The sequence below is a fragment of the Bradyrhizobium sp. CCBAU 21365 genome, from assembly GCF_015291305.1.
Lineage (GTDB): Bacteria > Pseudomonadota > Alphaproteobacteria > Rhizobiales > Xanthobacteraceae > Bradyrhizobium > Bradyrhizobium elkanii.
This window is the reverse complement of sequence record NZ_CP030036.1, coordinates 8,464,324-8,485,166: the sequence shown is the minus strand read 5'-3', so window position 1 is coordinate 8,485,166 and position 20,843 is coordinate 8,464,324. Positions and strand designations below refer to the sequence as shown.

Below are 20,843 nucleotides of genomic sequence, written 5' to 3'. Positions count from 1 at the left end.
CATCGCCAAATCAGATCGGTCCATCACATTAGTTGGTGGTTGCGCTTGGATGCGCCGCCGAGGTTGCGAACAAGGTTGCAGCGGAACCGCCGGTCACGGGAGGCCACGGTTATCGCCTCAGCCTCATCGAGCGCTCCTTCTGAGATGCGGGGGAGCCATCGCATGGGACCTTCGAACGTGATTGCTCCTGACTGGATCGGCAAAGTAGCCCTACCGCCTCAGCATTTATTAATGAGTCTGCACCCTGCTAATAGTAGCGTTATAGTCAGTGGTTTGACGGTCAGAGCGAATGGCATGCTTGGCACATGAAAACTCGTGCGCTAGTGGCTTGGAATGTGCGTCGGATTCGGGCGAAACGCGGTATTTCCCAAGAGAGATTGGCTTACCAAGCCGGGATGGACCGCTCTTACATGGCCAGTCTTGAGCGGCAATCGAAAAATCCGACAATTGATCTCCTCGATCGCATCGCCGAAACGCTGGGCGTTCATTTTGTCCGAATTCTTTGCTCGGCCGTCCAAACATGCGGTGTCTTGCAAGACCTCGCCTAAACGCCGTAAGTCAGCGCGTCTCGGCAAGCCGCGTGTCCAAAAGAACAAACGCAACGGTCCGACGCCACAGAATTTCGAATGAGGCCTCGGCGAGAAGCTTGGAGCCCGAACAGATCGGGCGCCGGCTTTCGCACCAGCCGATGCACGCCCGCGTAGGCTATCAACTCGCGGCCTTGAACCGGCACCCCTCGATATCACTGGTGAGCCAGCTACGCTGGCGAGGCTACAGGCACGCAGCAGCGGCTCCTCGTCGACCTTGAACCCGATCATGGTGAATTCGCCGCTGCGGAAGCGGAACGACGAATCCCGCGTGGTGGTGAAGCTGAAGAGATTGTCGGCCCAGTGGGGGCTACTAAGCTATGAAGATGGAGATGCGGGCGGCAATACGGAATCCCTGATACCGGCGAATGGATCCAGCATGTCTCGCCTACTGGGACACGATCTTCGGCGGTTACTTCTCGTCCTATGGCGCCATCTTTGACGCCACGACAAAGGCGTGCCGATGGTGTCTGTGTCGACTACTATACCGCATTCCAGAGCGACCAGTTTGGCCAGTGTCGAGCAAGCGGGGATGTTGCCTATCCCGCAACAGTGGGCAGTTAGGTGCTTACACCGAAGCGGCACCGCATTTTCTACATGATGAAAACTATCTGACAGGTTCCAAATATTGGCCGCCTACAAGATCTGGCAGGGGCCTAGCTTAGCCAGCTTATGTATATAGCGGAACCTCTGTCCCGCATTTTGCGCGGGGACACGCGGCAGGTAACGGAGGTCACAGATGGCATACAAGAAACTCATCAATCAAAGCGGCCTGACACTTACGGTGTTGCTCATCACGCGCGTTGGCTCAGAGCCGAACCAGTCCGGACAGATCGTCGCAACGGCGCTACCGGTGGGTGGCAAGCAGACGATTGAGTACGGCAGTGCGCAGAATCCCTTCCTCAACGGGCTCGTGATTTCCTCATCTTCCGATGGCGCGTTTTCGAACGGGTCGCAGATCGTGACGACTCGGGGCAGCAGCTGGGATACTGTCCTGAACACGCACGATACCCTTACCTTTAGCGGAGCGGGTGGGCTGAACGTGGTGGGCTCGAACATATAACCCGCCACGGCACCGACGGTCCCGCGGTGGCGGACTTGGCCGCTCCTCGATGGCAAGCCGATCCTGGCGGCGTCGCCGCCCTGCTCGGATGAGTGCAGCCGATGGACGGAAAGGCAACTCTTGTGACTTCGGCGCCCGTGCAGCGGTGATCACCCGTGCCGGGGTGTTGGATGACTTCGCCGGAGACGAACCATGATGCCTTCACTTTGGTTGTCCAACAGGACCCCAGGTGCTCTGAAGAAAGGCCCGCGAGTTCATGAAAGGACCGCGCGGGATCATCATGGAATGACGGTATAGCATATGAGTACCAATCTTATGTTGCACGAGCCGCCCAACGCGCTGCGGCTGATCACACAGGCGTATACGAGCCTTCTCATTATCGGCTTCGCCCTGCTGCCCACTCAGTTCATCGCTTACCTTTATTTCCAGCAGGATCCCGCGCTGAAGTTTGAAGACCACCTGTTCCACGAATTCGCCATCGCCGTCGCCACCCTCGAGGGGCTGTTCGTCACATATGTGACGTGGCGTTGCTATCGGTCTTCAGGCGAGCCGTTGTTGCGGTGGTTGACCCTTGGTTTTCTGGCCTTCGTGCTGATCTATTCGCTGCACGGCGCCTTCACCGGGATGGCACATCGCAATATTTGGCTGTTTCTGCTCTATGGGCCGGCGTCGCGTCTGGCGATGTCGATTTTGCTCTTCGTCGGGCTACTCAGCTACAACCAGCCGTCAGACGAGCTTGAGAAGCGCTCGGACACGCGCGCGTGGCTCATGTGGATTGGCCTGTTCCTTACGGTGGACCTAGCTGTCGCACTTGTCGCCTATTCACGCTATGCTGGGCATCCGGTGGTCCGCCTGTCCATGGAGGGCGGCGCATTGCTATTCAGCGCGCTGAACGTCGCGGCCTTGCTCATGCGACGGATTCACTCACCGCTGATGCTTGTTTTCGGCGTTTCTGTCACATGGTTTGCGTTATCGTCGCTCGCATTCATTTTGGCCGCGCCGTGGAATCATATGTGGTGGCTGGCTCACGCGATCTTTGCTGGCGGCTTTTTTCTGCTCAGTTATGGCGTCGTCCGAGCTTTCCGAACAACGCAATCGTTCGCGACCATCTATAGCCAGGAAGAAATGACCGCCCGCCTGGCCAAATCGATGGCTGACACTCAAAAAGCACTCCAGCAAGTGCAAATGAGCAATCAAAGGTTGGAGCGGCTCGCCGCCACCGACCCACTAACCGGTGCCGGGAATCGGCGCCACTTCATCGAGCATATCGGCGCAGAGATCGCGCGTGCCAAACGGACCGGTGCTCCATTGGCTCTGCTATCCCTCGATCTCGACCATTTCAAGGATATCAACGACTCGCGTGGTCACAGCGTCGGCGATGAGGTCCTGCGCGTATTCGTGCGAAAGTGCCTGGAGGCAATCCGGCCTTACGACTCTGTCGCGCGCGTGGGCGGTGAAGAATTCATGGTACTGCTGCCGGGGGCGACGCTCGACGCGGCTTGCGCGGTCGCCGAGCGCCTTCGGTCGGCCATCGAACGCACCGCATTCGACGTCGGAGCCGAACCGTCGGTCGGCGTCACCATCAGTGTTGGAGTGTCGGAGTTCGGGCGCGATGCAGACACGCTCGACGGGTTCTTGAACGTCGCCGACCAGCGACTCTATCGTGCAAAATTTGAAGGTCGCAACCGCGTGGTTGTCGCCTAGGTTATCCTTCATCGCTCACTTCGTCTCTGGTGCTCTGGGCCCCGACGCCCGTTCTCGCTATCATTCTCCGAGTCAAAGCCGCAACTCCACTAACAATTATTCGGTCATGGTCCATCCATTGCAACATTTGCAGGTAGATTCGCACCACAATAGGTTGCTGCCGGGAGCTGTCATGTCGTTGCTTGCTACAACAGCGCTTGACAGCCATTGTTCCGTCGAGCGCTCAACTGGCAGCAGCCGCCGCACCTCGCCAAGGCGGCCGGCCCTTGGCGCGCGCCGCGATTACCGATCCGCTGGCCAGGCACTCGGCAGAATGTCGGGATCAGGGAGCACAACTGACAGGAACCTAGTCGCGCCGATTGCTATCCCACGTGAACTAGCGGCTCGCGCTCCAGGGTGTTCAAGTGGCAGATGTAACTCGTTGCTTCGGCCGCGCTAACGATGTGCGAACTTGCAGGTCGCTCGAACACAACTTCTGCCCGGCAACTATCGCTACCCGATGGCTCATTGCAGCTTCCGAAGCCGCAACTGAAGTTCGGCAATCGGCGCAACATCTGGTTCTCAGTTAACAACCGCGCTGCGGGCACCAACCTCACTGGATCACTCTACGTTGCGAAATTTCGACTGAGATGAGAATTTCAACTCCACGATTGCGAGTATTGCACTTCGATTGGAGCCGTTCTGCCACGAGAGACTTCATTGCTCTTTTCGGCGGCGTCGTTCTCGCTTCACTCTTAGCGCATCTCTATGGGCTTGGCCCCCGTTTGGCGCAGCTGGGACGGCGCTATGTGGATTCGGTACTCGACGACATTATATTCATTGTGTTCGTCGCGTTCTTGCTGAGCATTGCACTATCAATCTTTAGTGTTCGGCGCTACCGAGAACTCGCCCGCGGAATTGACGCACGAACCATTGCAGAAGGGGACGTCCGCGATTTGGCGCGACACGATCCATTGACTGGCTTGCCGAACCGCCGCCTGTTTGATGAGAAACTTGATCTGTGCGCTGGCCTCGCCACCGACACGCATCAAGTCGCTGTTCTGATGCTCGGCCTCGACGGCTTAAAGCGGATCAAGGATACGCACGGCCATGAAGCGGTGGACAAGGCACTCTGCGAACTTGCCACAAGGCTTATCGACATCTTGCGCAAGGATGGCCTCCTGGCGAGGATCGGAGGCGACGAATTCGGGATCGTCCTGCCCTGCATTAGCTCCCTCGAAGATCCCGCCAACCTGGCGCGCCGTATGGTGGCGTCCGCCGCCGATACTTTCGCGATTGAGACTGGCGCAGCCGAGCTTAGTCTTGGCATTGGCATCGCCATCGCTCCGCTTGATGGCGTCAACCCCCACGAATTGGTCAGGCGCGCAGAACGCGCGCTTTATCGCGCGCAGAGCGACGGCAGGTCGCGTGTTCGCTTTTTCGAACCGGACATGGACATACATGTCGAGCGGCGCATCAATATTGAGCGTGAGCTTCGGAGCGCTATCGCGGCGGATATTATCGAGCCCCACTACCAGCCGGTGGTTTCACTCGAAAGTAATCGCATCGTCGGGTTCGAGGCGTTGGCGCGTTGGGAAAACAGGACATTAGGGCATATCCCGCCCGACGTGTTTATTCCAATTGCAGAAGAAACTGGCCTCATCGACGCTCTTGGAGATCAGGTTTTTCGCCGCGCGTGTCTTGATGCCACTGCGTGGCCGAAGACGTTCTCGCTTGCCTTCAACATTTCGCCTGTTCAATTGCGGGATTCCGCGCTTGGAGGGCGCATTATATCAATCCTTGAGCAAACCGGCTTTAGTCCATGCCGCCTGGAGATTGAAATTACCGAGAGCGCGTTCGTGGAACGAAACGGGGCTGCGAAGACCGTGATTGACGAACTTCGTCGAGCCGGCGTCCGCATCGCGCTCGATGATTTTGGAACGGGTTATGCTACGCTTAGCCAGCTGCTTTCGTTTCGTCTTGACAAGATCAAGATCGATCGCAGCTTCGTGTCGCATCTCGACGAGAGCACCGACAGCCGGGTGATCGTTCGTGCTATACTCGGCCTTGCTAAAGGGTTTGGTTTGACGACCACGGCCGAGGGAGTCGAAGACGAAGGCCAACTCGTCTATCTGGTGGCCAATGGTTGCACAGAAGGACAAGGCTACTTGTTCAGTGGTCCCGTTCAAGCCGCCGGTATCCCCGCGCTGCTTGATCGCCAAGCCCGCCGCGGACCGGTTACTGAAGATGGAGCAAGAAACCTACATGCGTGAGTCGACGCGCTGAGTTCAAGCGTGCTCGGGAGGCGTTAGAATGAGCCGTGTAGATCTGCCGCACTGCATTTGACGCGTTGCCGGCAATTGCATTGTTGCTCACGGAAGGCGCATTCACTTAGACAGGGCGTGGGCTCTTAAGAAATCACATTGGCTCGATCACTGGTAGCGGCCTGTCGTGCACACCGTTTTGCACCTGCTCCAACGTCAACGCATAGGGGCATCCGCGAACGGCGATCAGATATCAGAAGTCCGGATATCGTCTCAAAGATCCGTCACCAACGCCCCTAATGCCTCTCCGACTGAAACGCCGGAGCTGACCGTTCGTAACCGGCATGAGGCCCACACCTAGCCCCCCTCGGCGTGCGCGCGATAGAGCCTGGCATGAGCTAATCGGCGGAGGTGGAACGATGGCAAATGCCATGCTTGATGCCAGGCAGGAAGGTGACTCCTATCGTCGCGTCGAGGTGATCACGGGGGAGCGCCGACGGCGTCGGTGGACGGGCGAGGAGAAGGCCCGGATCGTGGCGGAGAGCTTTGAGGAGGGTGCGAACATCTCCGAGGTGGCGCGGCGCAATGGCGTTTCGCGCGGGCTGCTTACGGTGTGGCGACGCCAGGTTGCGGCGGCGGTGGTAGGCAAGGCGCCGAACTTCGTGCCGATCCAAATTTGTGCCGAGAGCGGTAGCGGGACAGCTGTCGAGCCCGAGCGTATTTCGCCGCTACAGACGAAGCCTTTGGAGATCACCGCGCCGCCGGCCAAGGTTTGCGGGGTGGTTGAGATCGAGGTGAACGGGGCGCGCATTCGGGTCGAACCGGGCGTGGAGCTGGCGACGCTGTCGACCGTGCTGGCGGCGCTTCGGGGCATCCGGTGATTGTGCTACGATCTGACCTCAAGGTGGTGCTGGCGAGACAGCCGGTCGATTTCTGCAAGTCGGTGCACACGTTGTCGGCGCTGGTGAGCGAAGCACTGCGCGCGAACCCGTATTGCGGCGACGTCTTCGTGTTCCGCAGCAAGCGCATGGACAGAGTGAAGCTGCTGGCGTGGGATGGCAGCGGCATGGTTCTGATAACGAAGTGGCTGCACCAGGGGTGCTTCACCTGGCCGCCGATCCGCGACGGCGTGGTGCATCTAAGTGCGACGCAGCTTGCGATGCTGCTCGAGGGCACATCGAAATATCCCCTCTGGGGAGTCTGACGAATCACCTGCCATCGAAGTTACAGTGTGCGAACCGACGCATCCGCTGTTCGGCCGCACGTTCCGCGTCATTCGCCGCTCGGTTCATCGTGGCGGGGGCTTCCCGCTTTCGTACGAGGTCGAATATCGAGACGGTGCCAGCCTTTTGATTCCGGTCGCGGCGACCGAACCACGGAAGTCGATGGAGAATCGAACGAAGCTGAGCGCGAGGCACTACACGATCTGACCTCTCTGGTTGAGCAGCTCGAACACGATGCCGATCGATCCGAAAGACCTTTGGGCCACGCTGTCAACGGCACTGCAGCGCCAAATCGTCAACGAGGTCGCCGCAGTGCTGGCGGAGGCAAGTCATGAAGTCCGAGCTGGTCAAGCCGATACACCTGGCGCGCCGCGCGGTCGTGTACATCCGGCAGTCGACGACTCATCAGGTTGTGACCAACCAAGAGAGCCTGCGATTGCAATACGCGCTTCGCCAACGCGCCATCGAGCTCGGATGGCACGAAGCTGGCATCGACGTCATCGACGCTGATCTTGGCATCAGTGGGGCGTCGGCGGCTCAGCGCAGCGGCTTCAAGGAACTGGTCGGGCGTGTTGGTCTTAACGAGGTTGGTCTGATCCTGTCGATCGACGTGACGCGTCTCGCCCGCAACTGCTCGGATTGGTATCCGCTGCTCGATATCTGCGGGCTGCACGGCTGCCTCATCGCCGACCGTGATGGCGTCTATGACCCTGGCAGCGCGAATGGCCGACTGCTGCTCGGCCTAAAGGGGACGATATCGGAGCTCGAGCTCCATACAATTCGTAGTCGATTGACGGCTGGTCTTCTTGCCAAGGCGGAGCGCGGCGAGCTTGCGCTCACCTTACCGATCGGCCTTGTCCGCGATCCCTCTGGCGTCGTCGTCAAGGACCCGAACCTGGAAGTGCAGGAACGGCTCGAGCTGCTGTTCGAGACCTTCCTGAAACTGCGCACCATTGCCAAGGTCATGCGTGAGTTCAACGACCGTGGTCTGGAGCTGCCGCGCCGCGATCGTCACGGCGATCTGCATTGGGCGCGGGCGACGACAGCCGCGGTCGCGGCGATTCTGAAGAATCCTGCCTATGCGGGCGCCTTCGTTTACGGACGGACACGACTGCGCAAACCGTCGGAGGGAAGATTACCGACGAAGGCGCCGAAGCCGATCGAGCAGTGGCGGATCATCGTCAAGGACCGCTATCCTCCCTATATCGCTTGGCAAAGCTACGAGAAGATCAGGGGCATCGTCAGCGACAACCGAGCAGAATACATGCGCAACAAGACGAGGGGGGCCCCACGTGAGGGCGAACTACTGCTGCAAGGCATCGCATGGTGTGGAAGATGCGGTCACAAGATGTACGCGCGCTACAAGAGACGCGCCGAATACGTCTGCAATCACCTGCGTTCACATCAGGGGTTGCCGGCGTGCCAATACATCCGTGCTCCCCGCGTCGACGCCGCCGTGGCGCAAGCCTTCCTTACAGCGCTGGCGCCGGCCGAGATCGACGCGTTGTCGTGCGCTCGTCGCGCTCAGCAGCAGACGTACAAAGCAATACGAAGCAATGCCGAGCAGCAGCTCGAGCGGCGACGCTACGAAGCAGCACTCGCCGAACGTCAGTTCAACCGCGTCGATCCCGACAACCGGCTCGTCGCCGCCGAGCTCGAGCGCCGTTGGGAGGCGGCTCTGAAGGAGGCTCGAGCGGCAGAGGAGACCCTGGCCCGTTTAAAGTCTCCCCAGGCTATCGCTCAGATCACCTTTGGCAACAAGGCGCTGAACGACAAAGTCGTCCACCTCTCCGGCCGTCTGCCTGAGATCTGGACGGACTCAAGCACGACCGACGCGAAACGCAAGGCGCTGCTGCGCTGTCTCATTGACAAGGTGATTCTCGATCGTGGCGAGCACGACCTCGTCAAGGTGAGGATTGTGTGGCGCGGCGGAGCCGTCACCGAGATCGAGGTAAAGGTGCGCGTCAATTCAGTAGAGAATCTCACGCAGGGCGTGGAAATGCGAGAACGCGTCCTCGAGCTCGCCCGCACCAAGCTGCACGACGACGAGATCGCTGCCATATTGACGGGCGAAGGACACCGGTCACCAAAATGCCCAGACGGGGTGCTGCCGATCACTGTCCAGCGCATTCGCTTCCAGGCCGGCCTCAAAGGGCTTACCGAGCAACGCACGCGATGGCGGCATTCACCCGATTTGCTCAGCGCACAGGAACTCGCCGGCGTATTGAACATTCCCGTGAACTGGCTGTACGTTCAGATCAGGCAGGGCCGTCTTTTGATCGATCGTCACCCTTCGGGCGCGCACCTGTTCTCCAACACGTCGCGCGTGATTGAGGCTGTTCGAAAACTCCGCAATCACGAGCTCGATCATCTCGATCTCAGAATCACTGAGCCTCACGAGGAGGGGCATTCACATGGATAGTCGCTTGACGGGTTGGAGTGGACGCGCGTCTCACCCAAGCCTGTGAAGCAGCCGGCCGTTGTTGGGTAAGAGGAGGATTGGAGCGTGGAGCGTGCACATGTATCGTCTGATCATGGCGATTCGTCCCGACGCTCTCCCGACCGATCCGGCGTCTCTGACCGAGATGGTGCTCGCGTTTGATGCCGAGAACGAGAAGCTGCGTGTGGCCATGCAGACACTCAGGGAGATGATCTTCGGGAAGCGTTCGGAGAGGCTTACGGCGCTCGTGGACGAGCAACTGGCGCTCGAGCTGGATGATCTTCAAACCGACGCCACACGGCCTGCACCGGCCAACGACGATGCGCCTGCGGCAAAGTCGCCCGACAGACCACGCAAGAGAGCGCGCCGCAACATCGGTGCGCTGCCCAAGCACCTGCCGCGTTGTGAGCAGGTGCTGGAGCCGGAGGTGACCGCGTGCCCGTGCTGCCAAGGCCGGCTTCACAAGATTGGCGAGGACGTCAGCGAGGTGCTGGACGTGATCCCGGCGATGCTCCAGGTGCTGCGGACGGTCCGTCCCAAGTACGCTTGCCGCAGCTGCACCGATGGCGTGGTCCAGGCAAAGGTACTGCCGCGCCTGATTGAGAGTGGCATGGCCTCGACAGCACTCGTGAGCCACGTGGTGGTCTCGAAGTTCGCCTGGTATCTGCCGCTGTACCGGCAGGTTCAGATCCTGGCCGGCCAGGGCATCCAGCTTGACCGTGCGACACTCGCCGGTTGGATCAAGCGTGCCGCCTGGTGGCTCAAGAGCCTCTACAAACTGCTACTGCGGATGATCCAGGCTGCGCCGCGCGTGTTTTGCGACGAGACGCCGATGCCGGTGCTCGATCCCGGACGACATCGCACCCGCATCTGCCAGTTCTGGGCGCATGCCATGGATGACCGGCCGTGGGGCGGGCCGTCGCCGCCGGCGGTTGCCTACGTGTTCGCCAACGGCCGCGGCACGGAGGAGATCGCCGGACAATTGACGGGCTTTTCCGGCATTCTGCAAGTAGATGGTTATGCCGCCTACAAGGCGCTCGCCCGCCATCATGGCGGCGCGATCCAGCTCGCCTTTTGTCTTGCCCATGCCCGCCGCAAATTCGTCGAGGTGTACAAGACGACCCAGTCGCCGTTCGCTCGCGAGGTGATCGAACGCCTGCAGGCAGTCTATGCCATCGAAGCGGAGATCCGTGGCAGCAGTGCGGAGCAGCGGCTGGCCACCCGCCGCACCACGAGCGCACCGTTGATGGCGGCACTCAAGGCGCGACTGACCGGGATGGTGGACCAGCTCTTCTCACAGTCGAAGCTGGCAGAAGCGATCAACTATGCGCTCAATCACTGGGACGGGTTGACACTGTTCCTCCGCGACGGTCGTGTCGAGGTCGACAGCAATACGGTCGAGCGTTCCATGCGCCCGATTGCGATGGGAAGACGCAATTCATTGTTCAGCGGCAGCGAAGGCGGCGCCGAGAGCTGGGCGATCCTTGCCTCGCTCGTGAACACGGCAAAACTCCATAAACTCGACCCGCAAGCCTACCTGACAGACGTGCTGGAGCGCATCGTGTCCGGGCGAACCAAAAGCCATCAGCTGCACGAACTGCTCGCCTGGAACTGGAAGGCGGCGCACGATCGCACCACACAGGCTGCCGCATGAGCCCGCGTCGCCATAAAACAGCATCGTCGATGACGTCAGCTGCGATGCCGCTTGCGGAGCTCGAGCGATGGCTCCAGGCTCGCGCCAATCGCCATCCTGTCGCCACCAGCATCGCCATGCTCGACGGCTATGCCGCCGCGATCGTCGCCGGACCGGTGTCAATGAGCCCGATCGACTGGATCTGCCCGCTGCTCGCGATCGACGCTGACGCTTTCAACCATGGCGGCACGCCGGAGTTCGCCGCGATATCAGCCGTCGCGCTACGCCACAACGACATCAGCAACACCCTCTCGACCGCGCCCGATCGGTTCGAGCCGATGCACCGGCGCGACGTCAATGGCGATATCGATCCGCGCCCCTGGTGCCAGGGCTTCTATGCCGCGATGCAGCTCAGACTGTCCGCGTGGGCGCCGTTGCTGGACGCCGGCAACGGCAATCACGGCCTGCTGCTACCCATCCTGCTGCACAGTCGCGACGATCAGAACCGTCCGCTGCTCGGAGCGCCACAAAGCGGCCGCGAGCCTAACGCTCACGCCGACATCCCAGCGGCCGTCGAGGCCTTGCGCCAATATTGGATGCCGATCCGCTACGCACGCTGATCACCGCGGACGTGGTAGCTCATACCGCTTACACTCAAGGCGCGACTGACCGGGATGGTCGGCCAGCTCTTCTCCCAATCGAAGCTGGCAGAAGTGATCAACTATGCGCTCAATCACTGGGACGGGTTGACGCTGTTCCTCCGCGACGGCCGCGTCGAGGTCGACTCCAGTACGGTCGAGCGTTCCATGCGCCCGATTGCGATGGGGCGGGGGAACTCATTGTTCAGCGGCAGCGAAGGCGGCGCCGAGAGCTGGGCGATCCTGGCTTCGCTCGTGAACAAAACTCCGTGAACTCGACCCGCAGTCCTACTTGACCGATGTGCTGGAGCGCATCGTGTTCGGGCGAACCAAGAGCCATCAGCTGCAGGAGCTGCTCGCCTGGAACTGGAAGGCGGCGCGCCATCGTACCACACAGGCTGCCGCATGAGCCCGCGTCGCCATAAAACAGCATCGTCGATGACGTCAGCTGCGATGCCGCTTGCGGAGCTCGAGCGATGGCTCCAGGCTCGCGCCAATCGCCATCCTGTCGCCACCAGCATCTCCATGCTCGACGGCTATGCCGCCGCGATCGTCGCGGGACCGGTGTCAATGAGCCCGATCGACTGGATCTGCCCGCTGCTCGCGATCGACGCCGACGCTTTCAACCATGGCGGCACGCCGGAGTTCGCCGCGATCTCCGCCGTCGCGCTGCGCCACAACGACATCAGCAACACCCTCTCGACCGCGCCCGATCGGTTCGAGCCGATACACCGGCGCGACGTCAATGGCGATATCGATCCGCGCCCCTGGTGCCAGGGCTTCTATGCCGCGATGCAGCTCAGACTGTCCGCGTGGGCGCCGCTGCTGGACGCCGCCAACGTCAATCACGGCCTGCTGCTGCCCATCCTGCTGCACAGTCGCGATGATCAGCACGCTGATCACCGCAGACGTGGTAGCTCATACCGCTTACGACTGAGCCAAGAAAAATAGGCGATCTGGCTGTGCGCAAAATGGCCCAATTCTTGCGAGCGATCAGACGGCGGGCACAGAAGCCCAAGTTGGAGATTGAGAATGGCGAAACTGAAGGTACTCGCTGTGCTGATTGCAGTCACACATGCGCTTCTTCCGGTATCGGCAAAAGCTCCGATATGGACTTCTAATGATCGATACGGGAGCTTTTCACTCGATGGCTACTCTTGGAACAACGACGTATGGGGCAGGGACGCAGGGCCTCAGACCATCTCGGTGAGTGCTATCAACCAGTGGGGGGTATGGTCGAACCAGCCTGATACTGATGGCATCAAGAGCTATCCCCATGAGGGTTTCAATATCGGGAAGCCGCTCAGTTCAATCAACACTCTAGTATCCGCCTTCAATCAGGATGTTCCGACTAGCGGCGCCTGGGACGTCGCTTACGATATCTGGGACAACTCAAATCAGCACGAGATAATGCTCTGGACTAGAGTGAGAACTCATTAATTGTTCTGCTCCGACAATACGATACTGATTCTCTTTTGGGGAAGGATTGGGATCGTGAGTAGGAGTTTGTTTTGGCTGAGCGACGAGCAGTGGCAGCGGATCGAACCTCACTTGCCAACCGATGTGCGCGGTGTCGAGCGGCAGGACGATCGCCGCATTATCAGCGGCATTATACATGTGCTGAAAAGCGGCTGCCGCTGGTCCGATTGCCCCGAAGCCTACGGGCCTCCGACAACGATCTACAATCGCTTCGCCCGGTGGGCGCGGCGCGGCATATGGGAAAGCCTGTTCCGCACGCTTGCCGGCAACGGTCGATCGATAGACACGCAGATGATCGACTCCACGCACGTCAAAGCGCATCGCTCAGCAGCGGGCGGAAAAGGGGGGAGCAGAAGCAGGCTGTTGGCCGCTCGCGCGGAGGGCGCAACACGAAGATACACGCACTTGCAGATGCTAAGGGACGCCTGATCGCGATTTTGTTGACCGGAGGTGAAGCGCACGACTGTCCGGTCGCAGAACGCCTGATCCGCAGGGTCAAGCCTCCGAAACGGATGCTCGGCGACAAGGCCTATGACAGCGCCGAATTGCGCGAGGAGCTGGATGCGCGCGGAACCAAGCCGGTCATTCCAAACCGCAGCAATCGCAAACAACCCTACAGCTTCTCAAAGCGCCTCTACAAACTGCGCTGGCGCATCGAGAGTGCATTCAACCGGCTGAAGGACTTCAGGCGTATCGCGACCCGTTATGACAGGCTGGCGCGAAACTATCTCGCCTCCGTCTGCCTCACCGCAGCTCTTGTATGGTGGATCTAATGAGTCTGGACCCTAATTACACCGGAAATCCTGACGGTGGCGGCAACGTCAAGCCCATTTCTTACAAGTATGCTCCTTCCGGGGCGGCTATACCGGTCTACACAAACGTCGACGTAGGCGGAGCGACTTGGAACGTGTTTGAAGGCGAAAATCGCCACAAGGTCATCTCATTCCTGCGCACTTCGAAGACTAACAGCGGGACGGTGGATATCAAAAGTGTCCTTCAGTGGATCAAGTCGAAAGGGTACTTTGGGGAGATAAACGTCGGCAACGTCCAATACGGCGTTGAGATCACCTCCTCCCCAGGCGGGGTGAATTTCCACTTCAGTAATTGGACCCTGACATCAATAATTGCACCCTGACATCGAACTGAGTGAAATGGACCCGCGGAGCGGGACTGCTTGAGCCGGTTTGCTAGTTGGTAACTGACCGCCCCAAATCCCTTTCTACCACGCTGCGAGAGACGAGCTATGCGGGAGCGTGGATGATGACTGGCTGAGAGAGGCGGCGCATCGAGGCGGGTGTCAAGCCTGCCAGGACCTCTTGAAGAGAGCGATACGCCATGACGAAACTACAAACATCCTGACCCTCTGTCAGCGGTCGGCGGTTGATGATCCACCGACAGAAATTTTGCGGAATGGAGCCTGAAACCTGCTCGCCAGGGCGGTCGAGATTGAACTGCGGGCGTTTCTGGAGAGGACGGCTGAGTTGAAGCTGCCGGATGGCTGCTCGACGAGCTGCGCCGCCGGCATACCGACCTTAACCCCAACATCCGACGCGCGCTGGAGCGGCGGCGCATCGATGCCTGGCGGGCGCTCAGCGGCCCTGAACAGGACGTGATCTTCCGCCAAGAGCACGACCGGTCGTCATAAGTGGTCTCCCTGCGGCCGAAGGATCCTGGATGCTCCGCGACGATCCTTCCATGCTGACGGACCACGATGCGGTCGGCATAGGCCTGGAAACGGCGGCGAGCATTTTCCTCGCTTCCATGGATGGATGTCCGGGTCCTGGATCCCGCATGCGCTTCCTCTTTGGAAGCACACGCTCCGAACCGCTCCCCCACGCAAGACGCCAATGCGGCCGAGCAGCTGCGTGGCGCGTTGGGACCAACGCGGTTTGTGCTATCTTGACCATAGTCTCTCCAGATACACCATTCCCTGCTTGGCCATTTCCCTGTGGAGCTCACAGGTCTTCTGCGAGTCAGCGGTGAGAGTTTCATTGGTCTGCTTCAGACAATTGGTCTGAAGCTCAAGAGCTTCATGAAGCGAGCGCACGCGCGCGAGCTTCTCGACAAACGACTTGGTCTGTTCGAACGATATTGTGGCGTAGCCGCCATAGGTATTCGCGATTTTTTTAAGCTAATCGGGATCGTTTCCGCCGACGGGGCACGGCCGCTAGGGAAGATCTCACTCGAGTCGGCCTGTGCGTTGAGCGGCTTATGGGTGTCCTGGAACTGTTCCGGCTTCGAGCCGCGTTGCTGACCGGAGTTGCTCCGCTGCGTCGCCTTGTCGCTCTGCTGGCTCGCCTTCCGGGTGCCCTTGCCCGACCGCTCTATGGGCTTATTCTCTTCTGTCATCGTTCGAGACTCTATGGAAAAGGTTGATCAACTTGCAAGCCTCTGCCACATTTGCGCTAACTCACGAGGGCAGAGGCGCATCTCAGACCGTGAATGCGCGTCAGGAGCACAAGGAGATGTCTGACCGGCGGCGACGCGAATCTCGGCAACGGACGAGCTCAATTCCAATCTTGCGCCGCACGGGGTCCCTTCAGCAAGCCTTAGTCAACCTGGGCCTTTCCATTTCGCTTGAGACGCAAATGAGCGGCGGCTAGTCCAGCAGCTTTCCAAAGCTGAGCAGCGAGCCTACGAAGCGTACTTCCCATCTCGCATTCGTCCTTGTGTCGAGGGCAGGGCATATCGCCGCAGCTCTTCTTAGGCGCGCACTTGACGCTCAAGCTCAGCCCCCGCGTGACTAGACTCTCTTCTCCCCGAGAATGGAAGCGAAGTCGATAACTCTATCTACACGGCAGATCACCTCCTGAATCAGGTAGGGTCTCTGCTGAAGTTGTCGTGCACACCGACCGTAAATTCGCACATGCTTCAAGGCACCAGGAGCCCTAATTGTATTGGTGGCGGGCGCAGCTTAGTCCAGTAGGCGGGCGCGATACGCCTCATTTGCGGTCGTCGAATCGGTCTTTGTTGGCCTGACTCCCCCGCCACCATTCCCGCGTTGATTAGCGAAGGTGGTCATCGGGCGAGATGGTGGTCACGACCGCTGAAGTCGGTCCAAGGAAGATAAGCGACGTCGGTGCTTGCGCGCCACCGCTCGGCGAGCATGATTTCGGCGCTTAGGCCAACACCGGGTGCATTCCACTGACTATCCTGGCTACCACCCATCCTGTTGTCACCCGGCGTTGGGCATGGACTCATGGGGTTGACGATCTGCACGCATCCCGAGCCGTAATAGATCCAGCCGATAAATCCGCCGGCCTTGTAGGAAATCGTAACCGACGTCGGCCCCGCATCGTCTCGGTCGCGGTGATTGTCGCGGTCGGCGTCAACAGCGACGGCCGGCGCGAGGTTCTCGGCATGGATATTGGTCCCTCCGAGGCCGAGACGTTCTGGACGGCGTTCCTGCGCAAACTTGCCCGCCGCGGCCTGCGCGGCGTCAAGCTCGTCGTCTCCGACGCCCATGAGAGCATCAAGGCTACCGTCGCCAAGGTGCTCAACGCCAGCTGGCAACGGTGCCGCGTCCACTTCATGCGCAACGCGCTGGCGCACACCGGCAAGAGCGGGCGGCGCGTCGTCTCCGCCTTCATCGCCACCGCCTTCGCCCAGGACGATGCCGAGGCCGCAACGGCGCAGTGGCGCAAGGTCGCTGATCAGCTCCGCCTCAAGCTGCCCAAGCTTGCCGACTTCCTCGACGAAGCGGAGACCGATGTGCTGGCCTACATGACGTTCCCGCCGCAACATCGCACCAAGCTGTACTCCACCAACCCAATCGAGCGCCTCAACGGCGAGATCAAGCGGCGCACCGAGGTGGTTGGCATCTTCCCCAACGAGGATGCCATCGTCCGCCTCATCGGCGCGATCCTGCTCGAGCAGAACGATGAATGGGCCGTCCAGCGTGCCCGTTACATGACACTGGAAACCATCGCGCCGTTGAGTGATGATCCGACCGTCAGCCTTCCGGCTATCGCCAGCTGACCGGCCCGGCCCACGCCGGCGAACGCGGTGCCCCGCCGCCAGCTACACCACGCCCGGGGACACGATCAACCCTGACCATCGCGCCAACTATTTTTGCTCTCGGTTTTGGTAGGTCGACCCGAATTGAACTGCGGTTGTAGCGAGCGGGGTGATGAACGTTTCACGATACACTCGATGCGAACAATGTCATTGTTGGCTTCGAATAGGCCGACGATGACGTCTCAGGCCGCGGCACAGGTCCGTTATTCATCTTCGAACGAGCTGATTTTTGCGAGCGAACGAGCGCTGGTGCTTGTCCCGTTTGTTTGATTTTTGACAGCGGCACAGCGCCTGTCGGGCTCCAAACACCAGCTGCCATCTTCCGCGTGTTTGTCCGTCGTCAGATAATTTGAGACTGATCAGGCATTTCGAGAAGGGAGGCTCTGGCTCATCAGGGGTTAGAATTTAAGCTGCTTGCAATTGATGCTGCCAGCGGCGGTTTGCGATGGTGTTGCGCTTGATGCGTTTTCGCTCGGCGAGGATCGCCTCAGCCCTGCCGAAGTAGACATCGGCAGGAGTGAGGTTGTCGATGCTCTCATGATAGCGGACGTGATTGTAGTGTTCGACGGAGGCCCGTATCTGCCGTTCGAGGTCGCCGGGCAGGTAGTAGTTGTTGAGCAGAATGCGGTTCTTCAAGGTCTGGTGCCAGCGCTCGATCTTTCCCTGGGTTTGGGGATGATACGGAGCGCCGCGCACATGTTGCATGCCCTTCTGTTCGAGCCAGCTGGCCAGATCGTCTGCCACGTAACTCGAGCCATTGTCGCTTTGAAGCCTCGGCCGGAGTGCGACGGTGCCGCGGTCGAGACCAGAGGCCACGATTGCCTGGTCGAGCGTGGCCGTGACGTCGGCGGCAGCCATGGTGGGACCAAGCCGCCAGGCGACGATGTACCGCGAGAAGTCATCGAGCACGGTCGAGAGATAGTACCACCCTCATCCGGCGATCTTCCTCCCTCCGCAAAATCCTTCAATTTGTCTCACAGGTCCTGACGGCGAACAATTTTAGACAGGTACGTCCTGGCCTGAGATGGGCGTATGATCGTCGCTGTGGACGAGGACCATTGCAATGTAGCGCTACTATTTCCCGATCATTCGTAACGGGCGCGTACAGCCAGACGATGAGGGTGAAATGTTTAGCTCGGCAGATCTCGCGAGGCAGTACGGTACCCGTGTCGCTCGGGGGCGACCCCGACTACGATAGACTGTTAGTACCACGGTCGTAGCGGTGCTCGATAGCGCTGGCACGGAGATCGGGCGAGATGTTGTTGGCGAGATGCCTCGCTGAGGAGCGGCCCAAGGCATCCAAAGTTCGCCACCCTCCTTCGTCGATCCAGAATTCTCCATTCGCCATATCGCGACAAAATATGCGCTCCGTGTACTGGTGGTTGGCAAAGTCGGTCATGGCGACTGCCGAGCCGCTAACTCAGCCTCAGCTGCGCGCAGTGAGGCTACACGCTTGCTCCTGCAGTGCAGCTGGCGGCTTTATGAGCATATCGAGCGTGGCGCGCTTCTCCGGTAGTACCGACGATCGCGGAAGTGTTGCTGATCAGATCCGCGCATGGCAGGTCAGGCTGCCCCGGCCCGGTTTGGCACACCAAACCAAAGCGGTCATCCAGAAACTTCCAGTCGATCAGCGCCGCCAACCGCACCAGCGGGTGGCCCATGTCGATGATTTGATCGAGCGCCGGAAGCAACAGGTCTTTCTGGCGATCATCCCGCGGTTTGCTCATCGCCGTCCCCAATGCCGATGACCCGCCGTCAGGGAATCACGAATCGCTGCGAAAGCAAAATCCCAAAACGCAAGAAACCGCGGCCCCACACCCGGCTTTCCTGCAAAATCGAATACTTTATCCAGGTAACTTCTGTCTATCTCTCAGGCCGATCTGCATTCTTCACGGACAACCCCGATGAATCGCTGTTTCGAACAGTAGCCAAAGATGCCCACCATCGTCTTAATTGCGTGGGCAACTTCTTGCAATTGCGAAGGCATCTCGTCCAGCAATGCGCCTGCAGTGCAGACAATCAGCGCGCCGGGCTGATCATCCCCTTCGCCTATGTCAAGGACAAGCCGCAGTCGGTCAGCTCGACCACGACGTCGGTTGTAGAAATGACGCCTTTGCGATGAGTGATCGCCAGCACGGTCACATCTTCCGCCAGGCTGCGAATATGGTCCAAAATGTCCCGCTCGGTTCGTTCGTCAAGCGCGGAGCTGGCCTCGTCGAGAAGAAGGATCGCCGGCTCGCCATAGAGCGCGCGGGCAATAGCAATACGCTGCCGCTCCCCGCCTGAAAGCTTCAAACCGCGTTCTCCAACGGTTGTTTCAAATCCTTCCGGCAGAGCGTCGATAATGGGGAGAATAGCGGCGTTTTCCGACGCACCGCGAAGGCGCACCTCGTCGCGGGGCCGTCCTAGCAGAATATTGTCGGCTAGCGACTCATTGAGCAACATCACGTCCTGCGGCACGACAGCAACTGCGGCATACCAATCCGTGTGATCGATGGTCGCTATATCGGTTCCATCGACCAGAATACGGCCGCAGTCTGGCTCAATCGATTTCAGGACGAGCTTGAAGATTGTCGACTTCCCCGATCCGGTTTCGCCGACAAGGAAGGTAATGGCGCCGCGCCTAGCCATAAACGAGACATTCGTAACGCCACGACCGTTGTCGTAGGCATAACCAATGCCCTCGAAGGATAGCTGGCCAGCGGAGGGCGTGAAATCATGAGCATGAGATGTTCGCCGCTCTTCTGGTGCGACCCACAGTCTGGCGAGAGGAATGAGGTCGGCTCGCGACCGCGCCGCGTCAGAGATCGCGCGCGCGACCATCTCGAAGGGCATATTGAGTTGGAGTAGAATCGTGTTGAATAGCACAATATCGCCGATCGTGACCGCGCCGGCCCGGTATTCAGGTATTAGAATGAGAAGTGTGACGGCAAATTGTAGCGCGATGGCTAAGCCGAGCACGGCTATGTAGGCCAGTCGTTGAAACACGTAAGCTCGCCAGTTATCGCGCACCTCCCGCGCCTTCATCGTAAAGCGCTGGCTCATCCAGGAATGACTGCCGAAATGGCGCAACGTGTCCATGGAGTTCGTGACGTTGCCGACGAAACGTGCATTCTCCTGTCCGGCTTCGATGGCCCGGTCCAAAAACACGTGCGCCCGACGCGTGGAACTCCACCCCAATGTAATCGCGACAGCCCCATAAGCGACAACGATTGCAGCGATTTGGATATTGACGAGCACACCGAGAGTAGCGAGCGTAAGCAGAAGCTGCGCTGCAGCCGGGATGATTATCATAATTCCAAGCTGGACCAACGTCGTCAACGCGCTGCACCCGCGCGCGGCCGCCCTCTGTATCTCCACGGGATTGTGCTCAAGAAAAAAGGCCGAGGTTTTTCTCAGGATGCGATCGAAAAAGCGAGTTGCCGCAATGAAGCCCAGGTTCTCGGCTGTCATGAAGGAAAGATACTGCAGCATGCGCTGCAATGCGGAGGCTATGCCGAGCAGGACCGCATAGCCGGCGAATCCCCAGGCAAGCGCCGACATGCCGTCCCCCCGCGGGAGACGATCAATGAGACTCGAAAATACATAGGGGGCTGCGACGCTGCTCGCGCTGGAGATCAGCACCACTGTGGCAACGATGAGAAGCAAGCGCCGATCGGATCGCCAGTACGCATGCAGAATTTCGGAAACCGGCGACAATGTGCTGTCGTTGACCTGATCTGCGGCGGATCCAAGGAATGGGGCTTTGCTTGCACTGAGAGAGCCGACATGGCCTTGCGATCTGGATTCCATACGATCTCACGTAAAGATGCGGCT

The 20,843-nt window shown here is 59.6% G+C and carries 18 protein-coding genes and 5 pseudogenes; 17 read left to right on the top strand and 6 right to left on the bottom strand.

Going from position 1 to position 20,843, the window contains the following annotated elements:
• The first annotated feature begins 305 nt into the window (after positions 1 to 305).
• A pseudogene (locus XI02_RS40130) lies at positions 306 to 630 on the top strand (helix-turn-helix domain-containing protein).
• A gap of 131 nt (positions 631 to 761) precedes the next feature.
• On the opposite strand, the pseudogene XI02_RS45870 reads toward XI02_RS40130, so the two are convergent.
• A pseudogene (locus XI02_RS45870) lies at positions 762 to 905 on the bottom strand (ferredoxin--NADP reductase); the annotation flags it as partial.
• Positions 906 to 1,326: 421 nt separating this feature from the next.
• Between XI02_RS45870 and XI02_RS40125 the strand changes: the two are divergent.
• The 14 genes from XI02_RS40125 to XI02_RS40065 all read left to right on the top strand — a co-directional run bounded on the left by XI02_RS40125 (position 1,327) and on the right by XI02_RS40065 (position 14,145).
• Positions 1,327 to 1,650 (top strand): hypothetical protein, encoded by a 324-nt coding sequence (locus XI02_RS40125; protein ID WP_018268871.1) that lies wholly within the window; start codon positions 1,327 to 1,329, stop codon positions 1,648 to 1,650.
• A gap of 300 nt (positions 1,651 to 1,950) precedes the next feature.
• A complete protein-coding gene (locus XI02_RS40120; RefSeq protein ID WP_028344238.1) occupies positions 1,951 to 3,354 on the top strand; it encodes a GGDEF domain-containing protein in 1,404 nt (467 codons plus the stop codon).
• Positions 3,355 to 4,013: 659 nt separating this feature from the next.
• Positions 4,014 to 5,606 carry a bifunctional diguanylate cyclase/phosphodiesterase gene (locus XI02_RS40115; RefSeq protein WP_028344239.1) on the top strand — a complete coding sequence of 531 codons (1,593 nt, stop codon included), beginning with the start codon at positions 4,014 to 4,016 and terminating at the stop codon, positions 5,604 to 5,606.
• Positions 5,607 to 6,016: 410 nt separating this feature from the next.
• Entirely contained in the window at positions 6,017 to 6,478 is a 462-nt protein-coding gene (locus tag XI02_RS46595; protein ID WP_063607128.1) for a transposase, read from the top strand.
• On the top strand, positions 6,475 to 6,801 hold the full coding sequence (tnpB, locus tag XI02_RS40105; RefSeq protein WP_028344241.1) for an IS66 family insertion sequence element accessory protein TnpB: 327 nt from the start codon (positions 6,475 to 6,477) through the stop codon (positions 6,799 to 6,801). Before XI02_RS46595 ends, tnpB begins: the two co-directional genes overlap by 4 nt.
• Positions 6,802 to 7,151: 350 nt before the next feature.
• Positions 7,152 to 9,242: a recombinase family protein gene (locus XI02_RS40100; RefSeq protein ID WP_129964893.1), complete on the top strand. Its 2,091-nt coding sequence runs from the start codon at positions 7,152 to 7,154 to the stop codon at positions 9,240 to 9,242.
• A gap of 112 nt (positions 9,243 to 9,354) precedes the next feature.
• Positions 9,355 to 10,914 carry an IS66 family transposase gene (locus XI02_RS40095; RefSeq protein ID WP_172649038.1) on the top strand — a complete coding sequence of 520 codons (1,560 nt, stop codon included), beginning with the start codon at positions 9,355 to 9,357 and terminating at the stop codon, positions 10,912 to 10,914.
• Positions 10,915 to 10,943: 29 nt separating this feature from the next.
• The gene (locus XI02_RS40090; protein WP_172646725.1) at positions 10,944 to 11,513 is read left to right on the top strand and encodes a YecA family protein; all 570 of its coding nucleotides are present in this window, start codon (positions 10,944 to 10,946) and stop codon (positions 11,511 to 11,513) included.
• A gap of 54 nt (positions 11,514 to 11,567) precedes the next feature.
• A complete protein-coding gene (locus tag XI02_RS46590; protein ID WP_370142434.1) occupies positions 11,568 to 11,804 on the top strand; it encodes a transposase in 237 nt (78 codons plus the stop codon).
• 28 nt (positions 11,805 to 11,832) lie between these two features.
• Complete coding sequence (locus XI02_RS46585; protein ID WP_370143884.1) at positions 11,833 to 11,940, top strand: hypothetical protein; 108 nt, start codon at positions 11,833 to 11,835, stop codon at positions 11,938 to 11,940.
• Entirely contained in the window at positions 11,937 to 12,482 is a 546-nt protein-coding gene (locus XI02_RS40080; RefSeq protein WP_334369536.1) for a UPF0149 family protein, read from the top strand. Before XI02_RS46585 ends, XI02_RS40080 begins: the two co-directional genes overlap by 4 nt.
• Positions 12,483 to 12,563: 81 nt before the next feature.
• Positions 12,564 to 12,971, top strand: a complete 408-nt coding sequence (locus XI02_RS40075; RefSeq protein WP_244980937.1) for a hypothetical protein — start codon at positions 12,564 to 12,566, stop codon at positions 12,969 to 12,971.
• A 66-nt stretch (positions 12,972 to 13,037) separates the two neighbouring features.
• A protein-coding gene (locus XI02_RS40070) for an IS5 family transposase (protein WP_370142457.1) occupies positions 13,038 to 13,783 on the top strand; the annotation gives its coding sequence in 2 pieces (ribosomal slippage) (positions 13,038 to 13,382 and positions 13,385 to 13,783; 744 coding nt in all).
• Positions 13,783 to 14,145: a hypothetical protein gene (locus XI02_RS40065; protein WP_244980938.1), complete on the top strand. Its 363-nt coding sequence runs from the start codon at positions 13,783 to 13,785 to the stop codon at positions 14,143 to 14,145. The genes XI02_RS40070 and XI02_RS40065 overlap by 1 nt, the downstream gene beginning before the upstream one ends.
• Positions 14,146 to 14,904: 759 nt before the next feature.
• Here the strand turns inward: XI02_RS40065 and XI02_RS45855 are convergent.
• Positions 14,905 to 15,102 (bottom strand): phasin family protein, encoded by a 198-nt coding sequence (locus XI02_RS45855; RefSeq protein ID WP_244981118.1) that lies wholly within the window; start codon positions 15,100 to 15,102, stop codon positions 14,905 to 14,907.
• 1,187 nt (positions 15,103 to 16,289) lie between these two features.
• Here XI02_RS45855 and XI02_RS40055 point away from each other — a divergent pair.
• A pseudogene (locus XI02_RS40055) lies at positions 16,290 to 16,988 on the top strand (IS256 family transposase); the annotation flags it as partial.
• A gap of 444 nt (positions 16,989 to 17,432) precedes the next feature.
• Here XI02_RS40055 and XI02_RS40050 read toward each other — a convergent pair.
• Positions 17,433 to 17,957 (bottom strand): annotated as a pseudogene (locus XI02_RS40050) (transposase); the annotation flags it as partial.
• Positions 17,958 to 18,111: 154 nt separating this feature from the next.
• Between XI02_RS40050 and XI02_RS46580 the strand changes: the two are divergent.
• The gene (locus XI02_RS46580; protein WP_371814171.1) at positions 18,112 to 18,225 is read left to right on the top strand and encodes a hypothetical protein; all 114 of its coding nucleotides are present in this window, start codon (positions 18,112 to 18,114) and stop codon (positions 18,223 to 18,225) included.
• Here the strand turns inward: XI02_RS46580 and XI02_RS40045 are convergent.
• From XI02_RS40045 to XI02_RS40035, 3 genes and pseudogenes are all read right to left on the bottom strand, one after another.
• Complete coding sequence (locus XI02_RS40045) at positions 18,217 to 18,426, bottom strand: hypothetical protein (protein WP_172646727.1); 210 nt, start codon at positions 18,424 to 18,426, stop codon at positions 18,217 to 18,219. The genes XI02_RS46580 and XI02_RS40045 overlap by 9 nt on opposite strands.
• Before the next feature lie 157 nt (positions 18,427 to 18,583).
• Positions 18,584 to 18,754, bottom strand: a pseudogene (locus XI02_RS40040) (IS5/IS1182 family transposase); the annotation flags it as partial.
• Between the two features lie 322 nt (positions 18,755 to 19,076).
• Positions 19,077 to 20,819 carry an ABC transporter ATP-binding protein gene (locus XI02_RS40035; RefSeq protein WP_129964839.1) on the bottom strand — a complete coding sequence of 581 codons (1,743 nt, stop codon included), beginning with the start codon at positions 20,817 to 20,819 and terminating at the stop codon, positions 19,077 to 19,079.
• Positions 20,820 to 20,843: the final 24 nt, after the last annotated feature.